Raw genomic sequence first — 18,098 nt, 5'->3', positions numbered from 1 at the left:
GGATTTTTCCGATCCGTCAAAGACAAAACTTGCATCATCGAAAGTGATTCCTGTGATCTCAGCCGCTGTGATTTCCAAATCAGCTGTCAATACCAAAGTCTGGAAATTCGAGCCTGTGATCGTAGCTATCGCTTCTTGTGTTCCTACGTTTGTTCTTGAATTATCAGCATAAGATACCGATGTTCCTGCTGGAAGTGTTCCAGTGATTTCTATGGATTTTTCCGATCCGTCAAAGACAAAACTTGCATCATCGAAAGTGATTCCTGTGATCTCAGCCGCTGTGATTTCCAAATCAGCTGTCAATACCAAAGTCTGGAAATTCGAGCCTGTGATCGTAGCTGTTGCTTGCTGTGTTCCTACATTTGTTCTTGAATTATCAGCATAAGCTACCGATGTTCCTGCCGGAAGTGTTCCAGTGATTTCTAAGGATTTTCCTGTTCCGTCAAAGACAAAACTTGCATCATCAAACCCAATTCCTGAAATATCAGCAGGATTAACAATCAGCGTCCCATTAAATATAGAGATTGAATAGTTTGGATCTGAACCACCACTTAGTGTAATCTGATAGTTTCCTACCGGAGATGCTTCAGTTGCGGTTGTGGCGATGATTGGTTCGTCTGCTACTTGGGTGTCTCCATTGACTAAGCCTGCATAGGAAAAGGTCAAGGTTGGATTAGCTTGGCTAAAGGTTTTCTGCTTATCGTCTGCTGTGATTGTTAATGGTGCAGGAGTAATCCTCAAAGGATTACTGATCAACAGCAGGTTGTAATTGGCTCCTGCACTAAGCGTTCCAAGGTTAAACTGATAAGTTCCCACATCCTCTCCTCCGCTTCTGCCTATTGTTCCTTCAAGGATTGCTGCCGAATCATCTCTTCTAAAGCCCGAAGCAGTATAACTGTAGTCAGCCTCTTCGGCTCCATATAATTTTTCCAAGTCATCTACTTCGATCGACAGGGTCGCTGGAGTAATCGTAAAGACTCCTGGATTAAATATCAATTCATAATTCGAACCTGCATGCAGATTCCCTAATGTATATGAATAGGTGCCTACATCTTCTCCTACCTGCCGGGTAAGTGACCCTTGGATAATGGTTTCATCATCACCAGAATCAAATCCGCTGGCTGTGTAACTAAAGCTTGTCGGATCATTATCCCCATATACTTTTTGCTGATTGACATCTGGGGTGATCGTCAATTGCCTTGGCACATCATTGTCTGCTATCGTCAAGGTGGCCTGACTAGGCTCTCCTATGGTGACCAGAGAATTGTCAGTTCTTACCAATCTTATAGTGACTGTTTCATCCCCTTCTACATCCAGATCATCAATTACTTCTATGGGGATCAATACCGAGGTCGTGTTGCCTGGAAAAAGAATACCTATTGGTATTGGAGTATAGTCCTCTCCTGGTGTGGCAGTGCCTCCAATTTCAAGTTCCAACATAGTGATCGCTCCAAAGATATTGTCGGTGACAATTTCAAATAGACCATTAACCCCATTTTCATCTGCATTCTGAACAACACGTATTGTCAATTCTGATGGCAAGCGTTTTTCAGTTGTATCGTTTACTGGTGCCCCCTCATTGCCTGAACCATTTATTAGGGTGACAGTCAGGGTTAATTCTCCATCGGGAAGTCCTGAAACATCTATACCTCCAATTTGTTGATTGGAAGAACTTATCGTTCCATTGCCCAATACGACATTACCACCTGCACTGCTAGTGATTGTAAATGAATAAGTAGCTCCTATTTCTCCGTCAAGGAGGTTAAAACTGAAATCATTCTGGTTTACACTATTGACAAGTTCTGGAATAATGGAAACAGAATATCCAAAAGGGTTGACAGTATCTACTGAATAACTATTGGAATTAGTTGTTCCCAATCCTGAATTGCCAGCTAAATCCTGATAGCCTGTGTTGTCAAGCTGGATTATATTATTCGGAACTTTCACATTCAATTCTGGAGTAAGAATTGCTGTCCAGGTAATTCCACCATCCAACGAACTCAAAGCACTCAAGCTTCCATTGGCTACACTAAAATCCTCCAGATTCAATTCGGAAATTGCTTCACTAAAAACAACTGTAACTAAGGTCGTCTCTCCAACAATCAGTTGGGTATCTGAGACCGTGACGGTGGCTGTAGGACGCTGAGTATCTACTGCAAAGTTGTTGGAATCTGTTGTTCCTGTTCCTGAATTTCCAGCCAGATCAGTATATCCTAGATTATCTAGCGTGATAATATTAGTTCCAGCCTCTATTCCTGAATTAGGAGTCAGGGTAGCTGTCCAAGTAAGTCCGCCATCAGAAGATGACAAACTGGAAAGGTTACCGTTTTGAACCGAGAAATCAGCTGTTTCAAGGCTCGAAATTCTTTCGCTAAACACTACTGTAAGCGTTGAGGTTTGGCCTATAGTGAGGGAAGTGTTATTTAAATTCAAACTAACAACTGTCGGCTGTACCCCATCAACCAAAACTTGGCTGGTACTTCCGATACCGTTCAGGGCTAAATTGGCATCATTACCTGCAGCATCCCTCAGTGTCCCACTATTAAGAGACAGCGTTTGTGCAACGATTCCATTCAGATCAAGGTCTCCACTTTGGACAATGTAGCTGAAGAACAAGGCGCTAGTACCGGAGCCGGATGAATAATTGGCCTGCCTGCTTGTTGATCCTACTATAAGGCTAAATTGAGGACTGCCGTTTACTATCACAGCTTCGGAAAAGTTCACCAAAAAATCCAGATTTTGGCCTAAGGAATAAATACCATTTGGAGGAACAGAAACTGAGGAAACCACAGGCACAATCCCATCAACAACTATATTTTTCTGACCTGAAAGGGAATTGGCAGTTCCAGGAGCAGGAAGAGCCAACTCTGCAGAAATATTGTTACCATTTTCAATTATAGCACCATTCAAATTGAAAGCATATATTCCTAAATAATCCAAATCAGCTGAAAAATCGCCTAACTGAATGGTATAAATAAAATTCAATATTGTACTTCCTGATCCATCGACATAACTTGATGCACGATCCACACCGCCAGTTTCAAGAATCAATGTCGGTAAACCTTCTGCAGTATTGACATCCACTGGCTGGTCAAAAATTACTTGAATTAATATTTGGTCTCCAACCTTATAAGACCCATTGGCAGTACTACTGGACACACTGGTTACAACGGGGTTGATCGGATTGATGGTAATTGAAATCACATCTGTATCAGATTGAGCACCTCCTGATCCTGAGAACCCTTGGTCATTGCTGGTGATTCCCAAACTTCCTGTGCCTGATAAGCCTGAGAATGGAGTGAAAATCATTCCATCTAAGGCATTGTTGACATTTACCAAAGTCCCTGTAAAATTCATTATCCCATCATTGGTTCCAGAACCTTGAGTGAAAATTAGACCATTAGTATTAGCCAAAGAAATTAGTCCATTTGAAGCATTGATCGTGATCTCAATTGAATTTGATCCCAAATCTACATCCGATACTGAGATTTGATTCCCGTTGTCAGCACTAAAGGTGAGCGTTTCATTTTGAGCTACGCTTTGGGTGCCTGGGACGGTATTGACTGGGGCATCGTTTACGGCAGTTACTACCAAGCTGACTGTGGCATTGTCTGATTGAGCTCCTCCAGAACCAGTATTTCCTTGATCGTCTATTACTATTGATAAAGTTACATTCTCAGTACTATTTAGGCTGGTGGTAAAGGTCAATTCCTCGTTGGCTAAAAAGCTGTTGATATCATCCACACTTCCAGTCAGGGTCAAGCTTGTTGAGTTCCCTCCTACTATCACCCCATCACCTGATCTTGCAGCTAAGGTTCCACTATTTACTTCTAAAGTAACCAAAACATCTGCTGAACCCGCATCTATATCGGTAAAACTTATGCCCGTCAGGCCTTCTGGCTCGTCTTCAAAAATGGAAATTGAAAATGGCGCAAAGATGACTGGCGCATCATTGACACCCTGTATGGTTAGGTCAAATGAGGCGGATATTGTATACTCCCCATCACTTGCAATAACTTCGATACTAAGAGTTTCGACATCATTATTCCCTGGTGTACCAGAAAAAGTTTGCTCACTTCCATCAAAAGTAAGCCAAGTTGGTAAGGGATCTCCCCCCGTTAATTGAGCAGAATAAGTCAAAACATCTCCTACATCAATATCATTGAATGTATTGTCAGCGAATCTAAAAGTAAAAAGCTGATTCTCAATGGCGTTCTGATCTACAATAGGATTAGCAAGCGTAGGCTCGTCATTTACATTGGCAACAACAATGTCAAATGTTGTGCTAACGACACCTCCATTTTCGTCGTCAGCAACCAATTCTACACTTAAGATACCCACATCTGAATTAGAAGGTGTACCACTGAATCTTCGGTTTTCACCATCAAATGTTAGCCAAGCTGGCAATACTCCACCACCTGATAATTGCGCAGAGTATATTAAATCATCCCCATCTACATCTTCAAAGGTATTTGCCGCAAAGGCAAAGTCAAAAAGCACATCTTGTATGGCTTCCTGATCTTCAATAGGATTGTCAACGGTAGGAACATTGTTTGCTTCAACAATGTCAATATTCACCGTCCCCAACTCAACAGAAGTTCCTCCGCCTGTCCCAGTATTTCCACCATCATTTGCAAAAACGGTAAGCAATGCAGCATTATTTCCCCTAATTCCCACAGCACCTGTATACTGAATGTTTGAAGGGGTATTCAGGTATTCATCAATAGCAAACTGTGAACCTGTCAAAGTCATACTCGTTGTCCCGGATCCGCCAATGACCACTCCACTTCCAGAAATGGCTTGCAAAATCCCCGTATTGACTTGTAAGGTGAGCGAAATAGGGAATGTACCAGCATCGATATCACTAAATGTGGCTGCTGACAAATCCAGCGTACTGGCTGCGTTTTCCGTAACTGTCACTTCTGACGGCAATGAAACCATCGTTGGAGCATCATTTATACTCTCTATACCAATATCTATTCTTATGGTTGGGGAAAATCTTCCTGAAGCATCCACCACAAAAATTTCTACCGCCCTTGTTTGATCAGAACCTGCTCGATCAGGATCAGCTCCATTGTGTACATAGGTAATGGAATTCAATGCGGCACTCATTTGTGCAGCCGTTCCTGTACCTGAAAACGTGATCACATCACCATCTGTCGAAACAGCATAAGGACCAGTGTCACCCACAGCTAAGACATCACCGTCTATTTTATCGAGGAAAGTGATGGCAGCCTGATTAATGTTCACTCCATTTGTCAAAACGAGTAGTGTTCCTCCACTTGAGAAGCTAATTGGAGGGTCATTTTCACGGTAATCAATTCGCCTTCCACCGTCAAGAATTGGGTTTAATGATTTTGTAACCGTATCACTTTCAACGTCTCCTACATTACCAGGTATATCAGTCAGAGTTACATTTAGGGTAATAGTTCCTTCAGCTAGCCCTGATAAATTAATGCCGGTGATTGTTTGATCTATACTCGTCACATTTCCGGAGCCTGTCACATTAGTACCTCCTCCAGAACTTGAGAAAGTATAATTGTATCTAGTACCGATTTCAGCATTGGCAAAGGTAAAGTTTACATTATTCTGATTATTCAAATTAATAGGATCCTGATCAATCGACACACTATAGCCTGAAGGAGCTTCTGTATCTGAACAAAAACCAAAATTATCAATATTCAAATACACAAATCCTCCACCTATTTCTATTTCCAACTGATCAATACCAATAGTTGATAAACCTGTACCACCTTCTGTTGCAAAATCCACAATGGTATATCCATTGTTAGTCGTTCCTGTTTCAAACCCACTGTTTTTTTCATTAGAAAAAACAGCATCTCCATTCCTAAGGCCTCTTAAAGTCAAGATTCCACTTCCTGTTGGTGCATTTCCATCAGCAAAGGAGGAGAGATAAAAACCTATGGTATTTAAAAAAATCAACTTATCATCAACCGAAGAAATGGTGTAGGTACCGCTCCCAGTATTCTTTAAAACATTTCTAGAACCACCTATTCCTACATTTAAAGGTGAGCCTCTGTAGACTTCCAAATCACCTGTGATGGTAAATGAATTTGTCCCAGTTGTAAATATTTTGCTTCCGATTGTTTCATCCTCAAAAGTTTCAATCAAACAAGGACTAACGAAATGAGATTGGCCTGATGTAAATGCAGGGGTTCCTGTATTTCCATTGACATTGCTAATGTTTGTGCCAGACCTTAGATCAAGCCTTAAACTTCCATCTCCTGTAATATTATTCACAGTCACTGTATATGCAGTGCCTGAACCAGTGACAGAAGCAATCGTACCATTTGCAGAGCCGATACGTGTTAACTGAAAATCATCTACACTGACATTGAATGCAGGTTTGCTGAAATTAACTGAAAAAGTTACTGAAGAGACATTGGATAACGGAGCAGCATTTAGAATGATAGAAGATACTTCTGTAGGAATATTTACTCCATCTTCGAAAACAGTTCCAAATGTGAAATTGTCCAGAATCACATTAATGTCTTGCCCTGAAATTACGATTTCATCCACCTCATAAAAATCAGGATCAGCAACGAAATCTTTAACCCCATCAAACTGAATTGACTTTTTAGCCCCTACAGCAATTCCATTCTTAAAACCTTGAATTTCTCCGTAATTAATTGCTCCAAAACCCCTATCTTTAATATAAACACTTCTGAATTGAAATTCAGCTTCATCATTTTTACTGATTTTCCATTCTTTTAAACCTCCAACAGGAATGTTATTATCACCTAATCCCCATGTTCCTCCTTCTCCGAGATTATTAAAAAAACCTATATTAAAACCATTTGTCAAATCAGATGCAAATGTAAATCCACCAATTGAGATTGATTGTATTGCTCCAATACTAGGTGGATTTTCGAAATCAATTGTAGTAATTTGTCCAGTTGCCTTCTGGGGAAGGAATGCTGCAAAAAAAGCAATAAAGATTAAATAGGTAAGTAGATTTTTTTTCATAGTAGGGTAATTTCTAACTAAAAAGAATTTTCTGTAAAGCAAAAAGTCCTTCGGAACGGGTTTGCTCCAAAGGACGAATGATCAATCTCTGCTTGGGTAAATCCCTTGTAATGCTATTATGTAATTCATTGCCAAAAATGGGTTGCGGTTGAAAAAAGGCATATTACCTCCTTCGGCGCTTACTGCATTTGGAGCCATCTTGGTATTTGGGCTATTATTATAGGAATTCACGTTGGTAATCGGACTTTGACGACTTTCTTGAAATTGAGCTGCTGCAGGTACATTTCCTGAAGGACTAGTGCTTGTACCTGCGTCGGAACTTGCATTCATTCCATGGCTATGTGCTGGCATATTTAGAACTGTCAAAGACACCTGTTCTGTCCCACCAACTTCACCCAATGATATATTGGAGAGACCTGGCCCCTGTCCTTTATGAATAGGTGCTCTACCTCTCAAATCAGGCAATGCAAATGTGGTTCTGCCATCTCCACCGTAGATCGTTCCTAGGATAGAGAATAAAGCAGTGTTTGAAGAAATCGGTAGAAGCTGCCCCTCACAGAAGGCCCATCCGCGGGGTGCAAAATTTCCCGCAAACATCATAATTTGTCCAATTAGTGGTTCCATTTTTTTTGTGTTTAATGTAAAATAGTCAACTAAGAAAGCTATTTTAATTCAGAGAATAAATACGTATAAACACCTATTTTTCAATAAGATAAAGATCGAAACATATGAATATCAGTTATTTGCATTACAAATAATTAAAAGTGGATTTTGATGAAAAAGATTAGGTGAAAAAATTAAAAAATTAATTATTATGATTATCAGCAAATCAAAACATATCTTTTTTCCCAACGTGAACATTGAAACTACTAACAAATTATTTTTTGAGCTATGAATTACCGAAAAATTTAAAGACTAAATGGCACTAATAGCAATGATTTTAGGTTGAAGGAATGTATTTGGGAGAAAGCGCTACATGGTTATTCATGCAAAGGCTTTGCTTCAAAACGAAAAACCAACTATATCAATATCATGCATAACAGAAAAATAGAATATTCTATTTTAGAGCTTGCCCTTGTTCCTCAAGGTGGCACCATCAAACAGACATTGAATAACTCATTGGCTCTGGCCAAGACAGCAGAATCATTGGACTATAAACGATATTGGTTTGCGGAGCATCACAACGCAGAGCATATCGGAAGTAGTGCTACATCGATCTTGATAGGATATGTAGCTGAAAATACAAAACGAATCCGAGTAGGTTCTGGTGGCGTGATGCTACCTAACCATTCACCCTTGATTGTTGCAGAGCAGTTTGGAACCTTAGCGCATTTGTATCCGAATAGGATTGATTTAGGTCTTGGAAGAGCTCCTGGGACAGATCAACTGACTGCCCAAGCCATCCGATCTGATTTTATGAAAGCAGCACATTCATTTCCTCAAGAAATAGCAAAAATTCAGGAATACTTTTCCCTTGAAAATAAAAATTCAAAAGTAAGAGCCACCATTGCAGAAGGTACTAATGTTCCGATTTACATTTTGGGTTCCAGTACAGACAGTGCGCATTTGGCCGCAAAAAAAGGGCTGCCTTATGCTTTTGCAAGTCACTTTGCATCAACACATTTGCTCAATGCGCTAGGTATCTATCATCAGGAGTTTCAACCATCTGAATTTCTTGACAAACCATACACCATGGCTGGTGTGAATGTATTCATCGCTGAGACAGATGAAGAAGCAGATAAGCTTTTCACCACTTTGGTCAGGATGTTTTACAGCGTATTGACTGGCACTAAAGATGCCCTACAGCCACCCACAGACATGACAAGGGAATTGTTGGAATTATCCCAGAACCCATCAATATTCCAAATGTTGAAGTATTCATTTGTAGGTAGCAAACAAAAAGTAAAAAAACAGATCCAGGAATTTTTAGCTCAAACGCAAGTAGATGAACTAATTGCTGTATCCACGATGTATTCCATTGACGACAGAATCAAATCCACAGAACTATTTGCAGAAATAATGATGGAAATCAATGGGAATCAGCAACTTCAAAATACAAATGGTAATGATTACTGCAACCGGGATTGAAGCTGGCTTTGCAATTTGGGCAAGTATTGTTTGAATCCATGTATTCTTTGATGCTAAGTTCTTTGGTACAAACACCACATAAGATTGCTTTTTGGTCAAATTCATCTTTTGGCCAAACTGCATGCTTGTGGTCTGCTTCTTCTGCATGACAAGAAAAACACGGATAAAATTTGTCACAACACTTAAACTTGATTGCAATGACATCCAATTGGGAATGCCAATGTACACAACGCGTTTGATTGTCAACTGATTTCCCAAAAACCCTCACTTCTCCAACTTCAACAAATTTGAAAGGTGATTCTTCTTTTTCTTGGGCAATTGAATAACTTGAAAAAATAAGAATAAATAATAGGGTGAAATAGCAACTTGTTTTCATAAATAGGTCGAACAGTTTTACAGTTCAAATTGAATGGATTGAATAGCGCTTATTTAATTGAAACCAATACTTGGTTTAACATTCAATTTTAATTAAATTATTTGATTGAAAACCTTTTTTATGCATCAATCTTCATTTTTTTAATCCCAACATTTCAAAAGCCAACAATTTACTTTGCTTAAGGTGTTCATTTTGTTCTTTTTGGGTGCTTAGCATATTTATAAAAAAGTATGTTCCATCCAAAAGGAAGAAAATCCTATTTGCAGTTTCATTTGGGTTGTTACAATTGATAGCCTTGGTATCATGGCAGTCTTTGAGAAGGCTGCTCAATTTTTCCCTCAATTCCTTATGGATTTTGCTGAACTTTTCCCTAAATGAAGGCTCTCGAAAAACCATCGCGTAAGCACTGTAATAAACCCCATCATCAAATAGGTCATTCCAATCTTTGGAAAACATGCTGCTGATCAAAGATATCAGCATTTCCAGTGGATCTTCATTGGAAAGGTATGCCTTCTCGAATATTTTAAGATAGAGCTCTAAACAATGGTCTATCAAAGCTGTGATCAATTCGTCTTTGGATTTGAAGTAATGAACAATTAGACTTGGTTGGATTTCCAGAGTCTTGGCAATTTTTGCAATTGAGGTACTCTCCAAACCTTCTTTTATTGCCGTTTGATAAAATGCTTCTACAATTTCCCTTTTTCTTAATTCTGATATATTAGATAATCCCATAGCCGTAAAATAAGGAAAAAATTATCAAATTCTATTTATTGAACAACCATTCAATTTATTGAATTAACATTAAATTAATTGTACATTCGATTAAATAACAATCTCATAAAATCTCCTTCCCTGTAAAGTAATAGCTCCAAGGTTAATTTGTAAAAATTATTGGAACAACTATTATCAAGGCAAATGAAAAATCTTTACAGGTACTTATTCTTTTTGACAATACAGCTTTGGGTGTAGAAAAGAGTGTCAAATCCCTTGGCTATGCGGTACAAGAGGTCAATGGCAACAAGCTAAACAAAGCGAGAGAGCCTAACCTTATCAATTCACTAACAGGTCAGGTTGCCGGTTTACAAATCAATAATTCCACTGCACTTTTCTCAGACCCAGCTATAAGACTAAGGGGAGCTGTGCCTTTGATAGTAATAGATGGTATACCAAGTACAGACAATGATTTTTGGAAAATTAATGCTGATGATGTAGAAAGCATCAATGTCTTGAAAGGAGCTACAGCTTCTGCTTTGTATGGAGCTATTGGTAGAAATGGAGCTTTGATGATTACGACCAAAAGGGGTAAAAAAGGAACAACCGTAGAGGTAAACTCCAGCACCATGTTTCAACCAAGCTACTTGGTGATCCCAGAGGTTCAGACAACGTATGGAAATGGTGACAATGGACAATATGCATATGTCAATGGTTCTGGTAGTGGCACTGAAGGCTTTGGTTGGATTTGGGGGCCAAGAATGGATGTTCCTGATCCTACGACTGCGAGTGGTTTTGTGGAAAGGCCTCAATACAATAGCCCAATAGACCCGGTTACTGGAGAGAGAATCCCTATTCCTTTCATTTCAAGGGGAAGAAACAATATTGAGAATTTCTTCCAAAGGGGGTTGATTTCAACAAACAATATCAACGTAACATCTGGAAATGACCAAGGCAATTTCAGGTTATCAGCTTCGCATGTTTATCAAAAAGGTCTGGTTCCAAACACTGATCTGAACAACAGCTCTTTTTCAGTTGCCGGTGGTTATAAACTATCTGAAAAATTAACCGCTGATGCCTCTTTGACATATAATAGACAATTCACTGAAAATTTTCCCGAGACACCTTACGGCCCGGAAAATTACCTTTACAACCTGGTTTTATGGACAGGAACTGATGTTGACGTGAGGGATTTAAGAGATTATTGGGTATCGGGACAGGAAGGATTTCAGCAAAAACACTTCAACAATACCTACTACAACAACCCATACTTCCAAGCTTATGAATACCTCAGGGGATATCATAAAGACAACACTTTTGGACAAGTGAAATTGGATTATAAGGCAAATGAGGATTTGACTTTTACCCTCAGAACAGGTATGAATATGTATGCTCTTGAGCGATCAGACAAAGAACCTAAGAGCTACGTCAAGTACGGTCGGGTGTCTAGAGGCAATTTTTACATTTACAATTCTGCGCAAATAAACATGAACACTGATTTCTTTATGAGTTACAAAAAACAGCTCGGGGAAAACTTTGTGATCAATACCAATGCAGGTGCTTCAAATAGATTCATCAGGTTTAGAAGTGAAAGTTTGAATACTGATGGCTTGGCTATCCCAAACTTTTACAATGTTGCCAATTCGGAACAACCACTCCAAGGAAGCAATCGAATGACCCGAGAACAAATCAATTCAGTATTTGGAACTGTTGACTTTGAATTTATGAATGCAATCTTCCTTACTGTCACGGGGAGAAATGACTGGGTATCGACTTTACCAGTAAACAACAACTCTTTCTTCTATCCTTCTGTGACGCTAGCTGGAACAATATCTGATTTTGTCACATTCCCAAAAGCCATAGACTTTGTAAAGGTTAGAGGTGGATGGTCACAGGTGTCTGATGGAAGGATTTCATCAAATCCATACAGCCACATCCAAGCCTATAGCCCAGGTATCAACTGGGGTGGTAATCCTTCATTGGTGTTCCCTGCAGCTTTGATCAACCCCAATGTGAAACCAGAAACCTCAGACAGCTTTGAGTTTGGTTTGGACTCCAGGTTTTTTGGAGGCAAGCTTGGATTGGATTTAACCTATTTCCAAATCAGGGATTTCAACAACTTGATCTCAGTTCCTGTGTCCGATGCATCAGGATATACTTCCAGACTAGAGAATGGTGCCGAGTTCACAAGAAAGGGATGGGAACTAATGCTCAATGTAAATCCAATTAGCAAAACAGATTTCAACTGGAATATTGCCCTAAACCTGAGCACTTACAAAAGGGTTTTGACTGAAAGTTTTGATGGTACGGATAGGTTTGGGAATATTCAAGTTGGAGAAAGAACAGATCAACTTTTTTCCAATAGCCAATATCAAAGGACTCCAGAAGGAAGATTGATCATTGGACAAAATGGATTTCCAATCAGGGATCCTTATCAAAGGATGATGGGATTCCAAAACCCTGACTATATCCTTGGCATCCAAAACACCTTTAACTATAAGCAATTTCAATTGGGCTTTGGGTTTGATGGCAGAATCGGTGGAACAATTTATTCTACTACCCATGAAAAAATGTGGTGGGGTGGTACACATCCAGGAACTGTAAATCAATTCCGTGATGATGCAAACAATGGCATCAATAGCTATGTAGCCAATGGAGTTGTAGTCACTGGTGGAAGTGTAAGCTATGACAGTTTTGGCAATATCCTGGAAGACACCAGAACTTATGCAGAAAACGAGCAGGCAGTCAATTACATTGCATGGAACAAAACAACACTCAATGCGGAGTACACGCACTTTTTTGACGCATCCTTCATCAAACTTAGGGAAGTGAGTTTGACCTACCAGGTTCCAAACGCATTTCTAAAGAGAACCTCTCTACAAAACGCATCTGTTTCTTTGGTGGGTAGAAATTTACTGCTTTGGTCAAATGTGAAAAACATTGATCCCGATTCCGGAGTGGACAACCTCCAAACACCATCGGTAAGAAATGTAGGTTTTAACATCAATGTAAGCTTCTAATCAACAAAGTCATGAAACTAAAAAATATTCTTACCCTAACCCTGACCTTATCAATATTGATCTCGTGTCAATCATTTGATGAACTCCAGCTGGACCCAAACAGGCCTGTACAAGCAGAGCCTAGTTTGATCCTGACAGCTATTGAAGCCAATGCATTCAACAACATCAGCACAGGAGCTGCATTAGCTTCAAGACAATTGATTTTCACCAACTCTGCAACTGACAACCAATACTACGGTTGGCAACGAGCTGGTTTTGGAGATTATGGTCAACTTAGACAAGTATTGAAGCTGAGTCAAGAAGCTGAGCGTACCAACAATAACAGTTATAGGGCATTGGCCTTGTTTTTCCAATCTTACTACATTATCAAAATATCAAACTCTTTTGGTGATGTCCCTTTCAGCGACGCAGTAAAGGGACAGGAAGGCAATTTCCTTCCTGCTTATGATTCTCAAGAAAGCATTTTCCTTCAGGTACTTGAAGATTTGAAGACGGCAAACTCTCTATTGAGTCCAGAAAGTGGGGAAATCCTTGGAGATATCATCTACAATGGAAGTCAAGAAAAATGGAAAAAATTGATAAATTCCTTTTCACTGAGAGTTTTGATGAGTATGTCAATCAAAGAAGGAAGTGTCAATGTAGCTGGAAAATTTGCAGAAATCATCAACAACCCATCCTTGTTTCCAATCATGCAAGGCAACCAAGACAATGGAGCTTTGAAGTTTTTGGATTTGGAGAATAATAGGTATCCATTTTTCAACTCCAACGACTTGAGGACAGCATATTACATGGAAAAATCTTTTGTAGATAGGCTAAAATCAAAAAATGATCCAAGACTTTTCAGTTTTGCAGACAAAACTGCCAATGGACGTAACTTTGCAGACAATGACTTCAATGCTTATGAAGGAATGGGAGGAGCAGAACCGTTGGCAGAAAACACAAACCAAATTTTGTCAGGGGACGGTTCTCCTATAGACGGAAGGTACCATAGCGATCCCGAAAACCAACCTTCCCTTTTGATGGGATATTCCGAACTTGCTTTCACAATTGCAGAAGCGGCACATCGCAATTGGGTAGATCTTGATGCTTCACAATACTACGAAGCAGCCATAAGGGCATCGATGGAATTCAATGAAATTCCTGCGGCTGCAATCGAAAACTATCTAGCCCAAGACGCTGTAAAGTATTCGGAAAGTAATGGATTGACCAAGATTTTGGAAGAAAAGCACACCTCCTTTTTCATGAATACAGGATGGGAAGCTTTTTTCAACCAAAGAAGAACAGGAATCCCTACATTCAGTTTGTCCAATCAAATCATCAACCCTGAAGGAATCCCAAAAAGATGGATGTATCCACAAAATGAAATCCAACTGAATCTCCAAAACATGAACGCAGCACTCCAAAGACAATTCGGAGGACAAGACGACATCAATTCAGAGATGTGGTTGTTGAAACCATAATTACAATGTTATCTTAGAAGAAGAGTTTATCCCTAATTTGAATTAATTAAACAATTAAAAAGGTCAGAGGAAAAAGGTAAAAGAAGTAATTTCGATTTCCTTTTTCCTTTGTCCATTTCCATAGTATGCTTGTTTCATTGATTTTTATTGAAACAATCAGGTTACTATTTAATATACCGACTATTTTAAACATCCCTTATGAAAAAGTTTGCCATTGCCATATTTGCCCTTTTATGTTTTCAGCTCCATTCTTTTGGCCAAAATGAAACCAAAAAAATAGTTTTTATCATCTTGGATGGAATTTCTTATGATGTTATCAAACAGGTAGAAACTCCAAATATAGATAAAATCGCCACTGCTGGAGGGTTTTCAAAAGCCTTCGTTGGAGGTGACAAAGGCGGCTATTCAGAAACGCCAACCATCTCAGCAGTAGGATACAACAGTCTTTTGACAGGCACTTGGGTAAATAAACACAATGTATATGGTAACGAAATAAGAAGACCCAACTATAACTATTGGACGATATTCAGGTTTTTGAAAGAAGCAAGACCAGAATCCAAAACAGCGATTTTCTCCACTTGGCTTGACAATAGAACCAAGTTGTTAGGCGAAAAACTTGATGCTACTGGCAATTTGGAGTTGGATTACGCCTTCGACGGTTTTGAGTTAGACACGATTGCTTTTCCACACGATTCCGAAAAAAGATACATCTACAACATTGATGAATTGGTAAGTAAAGAAGCATCAAGATATATCCTTGAAAACGGACCTGATTTGAGCTGGGTTTACTTGGAATACCCTGACGATATGGGACACAAATTTGGCGACAGTCCGCAACTTTACGATGCTGTCAGAGAAGCAGACAGACAAACAGGAGAAATCTATCAATCGGTGTTGTCAAGGATGGAAAAGGGAGAAGACTGGCTGATAGTAGTCACTACAGATCATGGAAGACAGCCTAGAACTGGGCTGCACCACGGAGGCCAATCGGTCAGGGAAAGAGAAATCTGGGTTTCTACGAATGCAAAAGGATTAAATGAGTATTTTTTTGATAAAGATATTGCTATAGTTGATATACTACCTACCATGATCAGGCATTTGGACATTTCCATTCCTACGGAAAATTTAGAAGAAATAGATGGGGTGCCATTCATCGGACCCGTATCGATTTACCATCCCAAAGTAAGGAAGTATAAAAACAAAATTCAATTTACTTGGGATTACTTGGGAGAAAAGGATGAATTCATAGAAATTTGGGCTTCTTACAGCAACAAGTTCAGAACTTCGGGAGATGGCGATGATTACCAGCTAATTGCAAAAGTCAGAGGGCGAAAAAAATCCTATTCCATACCTTTGGAAGGAACAGAAAAGGAACAAATGAAAGTATTGTTCAAGGCAAAGCATAATTCTGTCAACAAGTGGCTTGTAGCAGAGAAAAAAGAAAATTGATATGAAATTCTGGATGGACTGTTTAGGGTGGTTGGGAGCTTTGTGCTTTTTGGTTTCCTACTTTTTATTAATAACTAAAAAATGGGAATCTACCAGTAACAAATACCATTTAGCCAATATATTGGGAGCAGTATTTCTGGTTTTCAATACACTACATGACACGTCTTTTCCAAGTGTTTTTATCAATGCCTGTTGGGGTGGCATCGCTGTGTACGGGATGGTGGTGGACAGAAAGAAAAAACAAAACACTTAAGAATCATTTTCTCCACAAAAGTGTTTTTAAAAATATCACTTTTGTCAAAACGATCATTCCATTATAAAAAAACGGCTGTAAAAACGGTTGCAAACATAAAGAATCATGTCTATATCAAAAGAGTCCGAACTAATCGGAATGCAAAAAGTAAGCGATGCTGTAGCCTACACTTTAAAAGAAATGAGAAACCATGTCAAACCTGGGATGACTACCAAAGAGGTTGATGAATTTGGTGCAAACATCCTGAAAGGATTTGGTGCAAAATCAGCTCCATCCCACACCTACGGTTTTCCGGGGTGGACATGCATCAGTGTAAACAATGAATTCTGCCATGGAATTCCTTCAGCGAAAAAAGTCTTGAAGGAAGGAGACTTGATCAATATAGATGTTTCTGCCGAGCTAGATGGATTTTGGTCTGATAATGGGTGTTCTTTTGTGGTGGGAAAAGATATCCACCAACATCAAAAACTGGTAGACGCATCAAAAGAGATCTTGATGAAAGCAATCAACAATATCAAAGGAGGCGTGAAGATCTCTGATCTGGGCCACCTGATCGAAACTGAAGCTAAAAAGAGAGGGTATAAAGTTGTTAAAAACTTGGGAGGTCATGGCATAGGAAGGAGCTTACATGAGCAACCTGATGAATTGTTGAATTATAAGAATAGATTTGACAATAGACGATTCAAAAAAAACACAGTTGTAGCTATCGAGACATTTATTTCTACAGTATCTTCCTACAGTGTGGAACAAAATGATGGCTGGACAATGGTTGGGGACAAAGGAGGTTATATGGCCCAACACGAACACACAATTGTCGTAACAAATGGAGAACCAATTATTTTAACAGCAAAAAACAATATTTGGGAATGATAAACATATTGTTCTAAAAGTAAATTCAACTAACCCATTTCAATTTTGTTAGCTGTTATGTTTCTATTATTGAATATTATGTATATACACTTTCTTGCCACTAACCATTATAAATATGCCTAAAAGGAGATCTATCCAATCTGCTAACTGTTGACGGCCGATTATTGACGATTATCCGCGTGATTATGCCTCATTAATTTTCTTACTGGCAAATTTGCGGATAATCATTTTGAATATTAATCCACAAAACGACTTCAAATGAAAATCTATTTCTTTTTGCTAATAGGGTTGCTGCTTACATTTTCTTGTGGAAAGAAAAATCAAAAGTATACTGAAGAAAGGGAGAGAAAATATGAAGAAATCGAATCTGAACTTTATAAATTGGTAAAACCCGTTGAAGAAATTGAAAAAGTATTGATCCTCTTTGGTGGTTTTCCTCAAAGAGCAGATGATATTGAAAGAGGAGATTCAAAGAACTACAATGAAGAAGCAAATTGGCTTATAAATTTATTTCAAAATGATTTGGGAGACCCTGAAAGTGGAATTGAAAATTATGAAGCTTTTTCACCTTACACTTCTCAAACTAACAATATAGAAAACCTACTCAGCCTAGCTGACTTAAAAATTCGGTTTTATACTGAACCGGATACTGTTTGGTGGAAAGAGAATAGAAACAATGAGCCAAATGAACTGAACGCATATCAAATAGAGAAATTAGCGAGCCAGTTAAAAAGGAGGTTCCAGAATGCCTCTATTGAATATATTGCTACAGAAAATAAAGGCATCAGGGCTAACGGCGAAAGGCACCCACATAGTTGGTCGATTGTTGATAAAGAAGAGCTTCTTAAGTGGATGAAAGATTAATGATGCTTTGCTGTTAATTG

General features: G+C 39.0%; 11 protein-coding genes. 7 read left to right on the top strand and 4 right to left on the bottom strand.

The window, feature by feature from the left end:
• Together MM236_RS15655 and MM236_RS15650 are read right to left on the bottom strand one after the other, a co-directional pair.
• Positions 1–6,987: Ig-like domain-containing protein (locus tag MM236_RS15655; RefSeq protein ID WP_241275934.1), on the bottom strand; the 6,987-nt coding region annotated here is incomplete at its 3' end.
• An 81-nt stretch (positions 6,988–7,068) separates the two neighbouring features.
• The gene (locus MM236_RS15650; protein WP_241275933.1) at positions 7,069–7,611 is read right to left on the bottom strand and encodes a phage tail protein; all 543 of its coding nucleotides are present in this window, start codon (positions 7,609–7,611) and stop codon (positions 7,069–7,071) included.
• Between the two features lie 408 nt (positions 7,612–8,019).
• On the opposite strand from MM236_RS15650, the gene MM236_RS15645 reads away from it, so the two are divergent.
• A complete protein-coding gene (locus MM236_RS15645; protein WP_241275932.1) occupies positions 8,020–9,075 on the top strand; it encodes an LLM class flavin-dependent oxidoreductase in 1,056 nt (351 codons plus the stop codon).
• On the opposite strand, the gene MM236_RS15640 is transcribed toward MM236_RS15645, so the two are convergent.
• Both MM236_RS15640 and MM236_RS15635 read right to left on the bottom strand, forming a co-directional pair.
• Positions 9,017–9,451, bottom strand: coding sequence for a CHY zinc finger protein (locus tag MM236_RS15640; protein ID WP_241275931.1), 435 nt, complete (start codon positions 9,449–9,451; stop codon positions 9,017–9,019). The genes MM236_RS15645 and MM236_RS15640 overlap by 59 nt on opposite strands.
• A 132-nt stretch (positions 9,452–9,583) precedes the next feature.
• Positions 9,584–10,183: a TetR family transcriptional regulator gene (locus MM236_RS15635; RefSeq protein WP_241275930.1), complete on the bottom strand. Its 600-nt coding sequence runs from the start codon at positions 10,181–10,183 to the stop codon at positions 9,584–9,586.
• A 227-nt stretch (positions 10,184–10,410) separates the two neighbouring features.
• Between MM236_RS15635 and MM236_RS15630 the strand changes: the two genes are divergently transcribed.
• The 6 genes from MM236_RS15630 (at position 10,411) to MM236_RS15610 (ending at position 18,078) form a co-directional block, all read left to right on the top strand.
• A complete protein-coding gene (locus MM236_RS15630; RefSeq protein WP_241275929.1) occupies positions 10,411–13,182 on the top strand; it encodes a SusC/RagA family TonB-linked outer membrane protein in 2,772 nt (923 codons plus the stop codon).
• 11 nt (positions 13,183–13,193) lie between these two features.
• Positions 13,194–14,642, top strand: a complete 1,449-nt coding sequence (locus MM236_RS15625) for a SusD/RagB family nutrient-binding outer membrane lipoprotein (RefSeq protein WP_241275928.1) — start codon at positions 13,194–13,196, stop codon at positions 14,640–14,642.
• Positions 14,643–14,840: 198 nt separating this feature from the next.
• The gene (locus MM236_RS15620) at positions 14,841–16,091 is read left to right on the top strand and encodes an alkaline phosphatase family protein (protein WP_241275927.1); all 1,251 of its coding nucleotides are present in this window, start codon (positions 14,841–14,843) and stop codon (positions 16,089–16,091) included.
• A 1-nt stretch (position 16,092) separates the two neighbouring features.
• The gene (locus MM236_RS19855) at positions 16,093–16,344 is read left to right on the top strand and encodes a CBU_0592 family membrane protein (protein ID WP_439648022.1); all 252 of its coding nucleotides are present in this window, start codon (positions 16,093–16,095) and stop codon (positions 16,342–16,344) included.
• Between the two features lie 105 nt (positions 16,345–16,449).
• Complete coding sequence (gene map / locus MM236_RS15615; protein ID WP_241275926.1) at positions 16,450–17,214, top strand: type I methionyl aminopeptidase; 765 nt, start codon at positions 16,450–16,452, stop codon at positions 17,212–17,214.
• A 258-nt stretch (positions 17,215–17,472) separates the two neighbouring features.
• Positions 17,473–18,078 (top strand): hypothetical protein, encoded by a 606-nt coding sequence (locus MM236_RS15610; protein ID WP_241275925.1) that lies wholly within the window; start codon positions 17,473–17,475, stop codon positions 18,076–18,078.
• Positions 18,079–18,098 lie beyond the last annotated feature (20 nt).

It is taken from the genome of Belliella calami, assembly GCF_022549695.1.
Taxonomy (GTDB): domain Bacteria; phylum Bacteroidota; class Bacteroidia; order Cytophagales; family Cyclobacteriaceae; genus Belliella; species Belliella calami.
The sequence above is the reverse complement of the archived record's forward strand: the minus strand, read 5'-3'. Positions and strand labels throughout refer to the sequence as shown.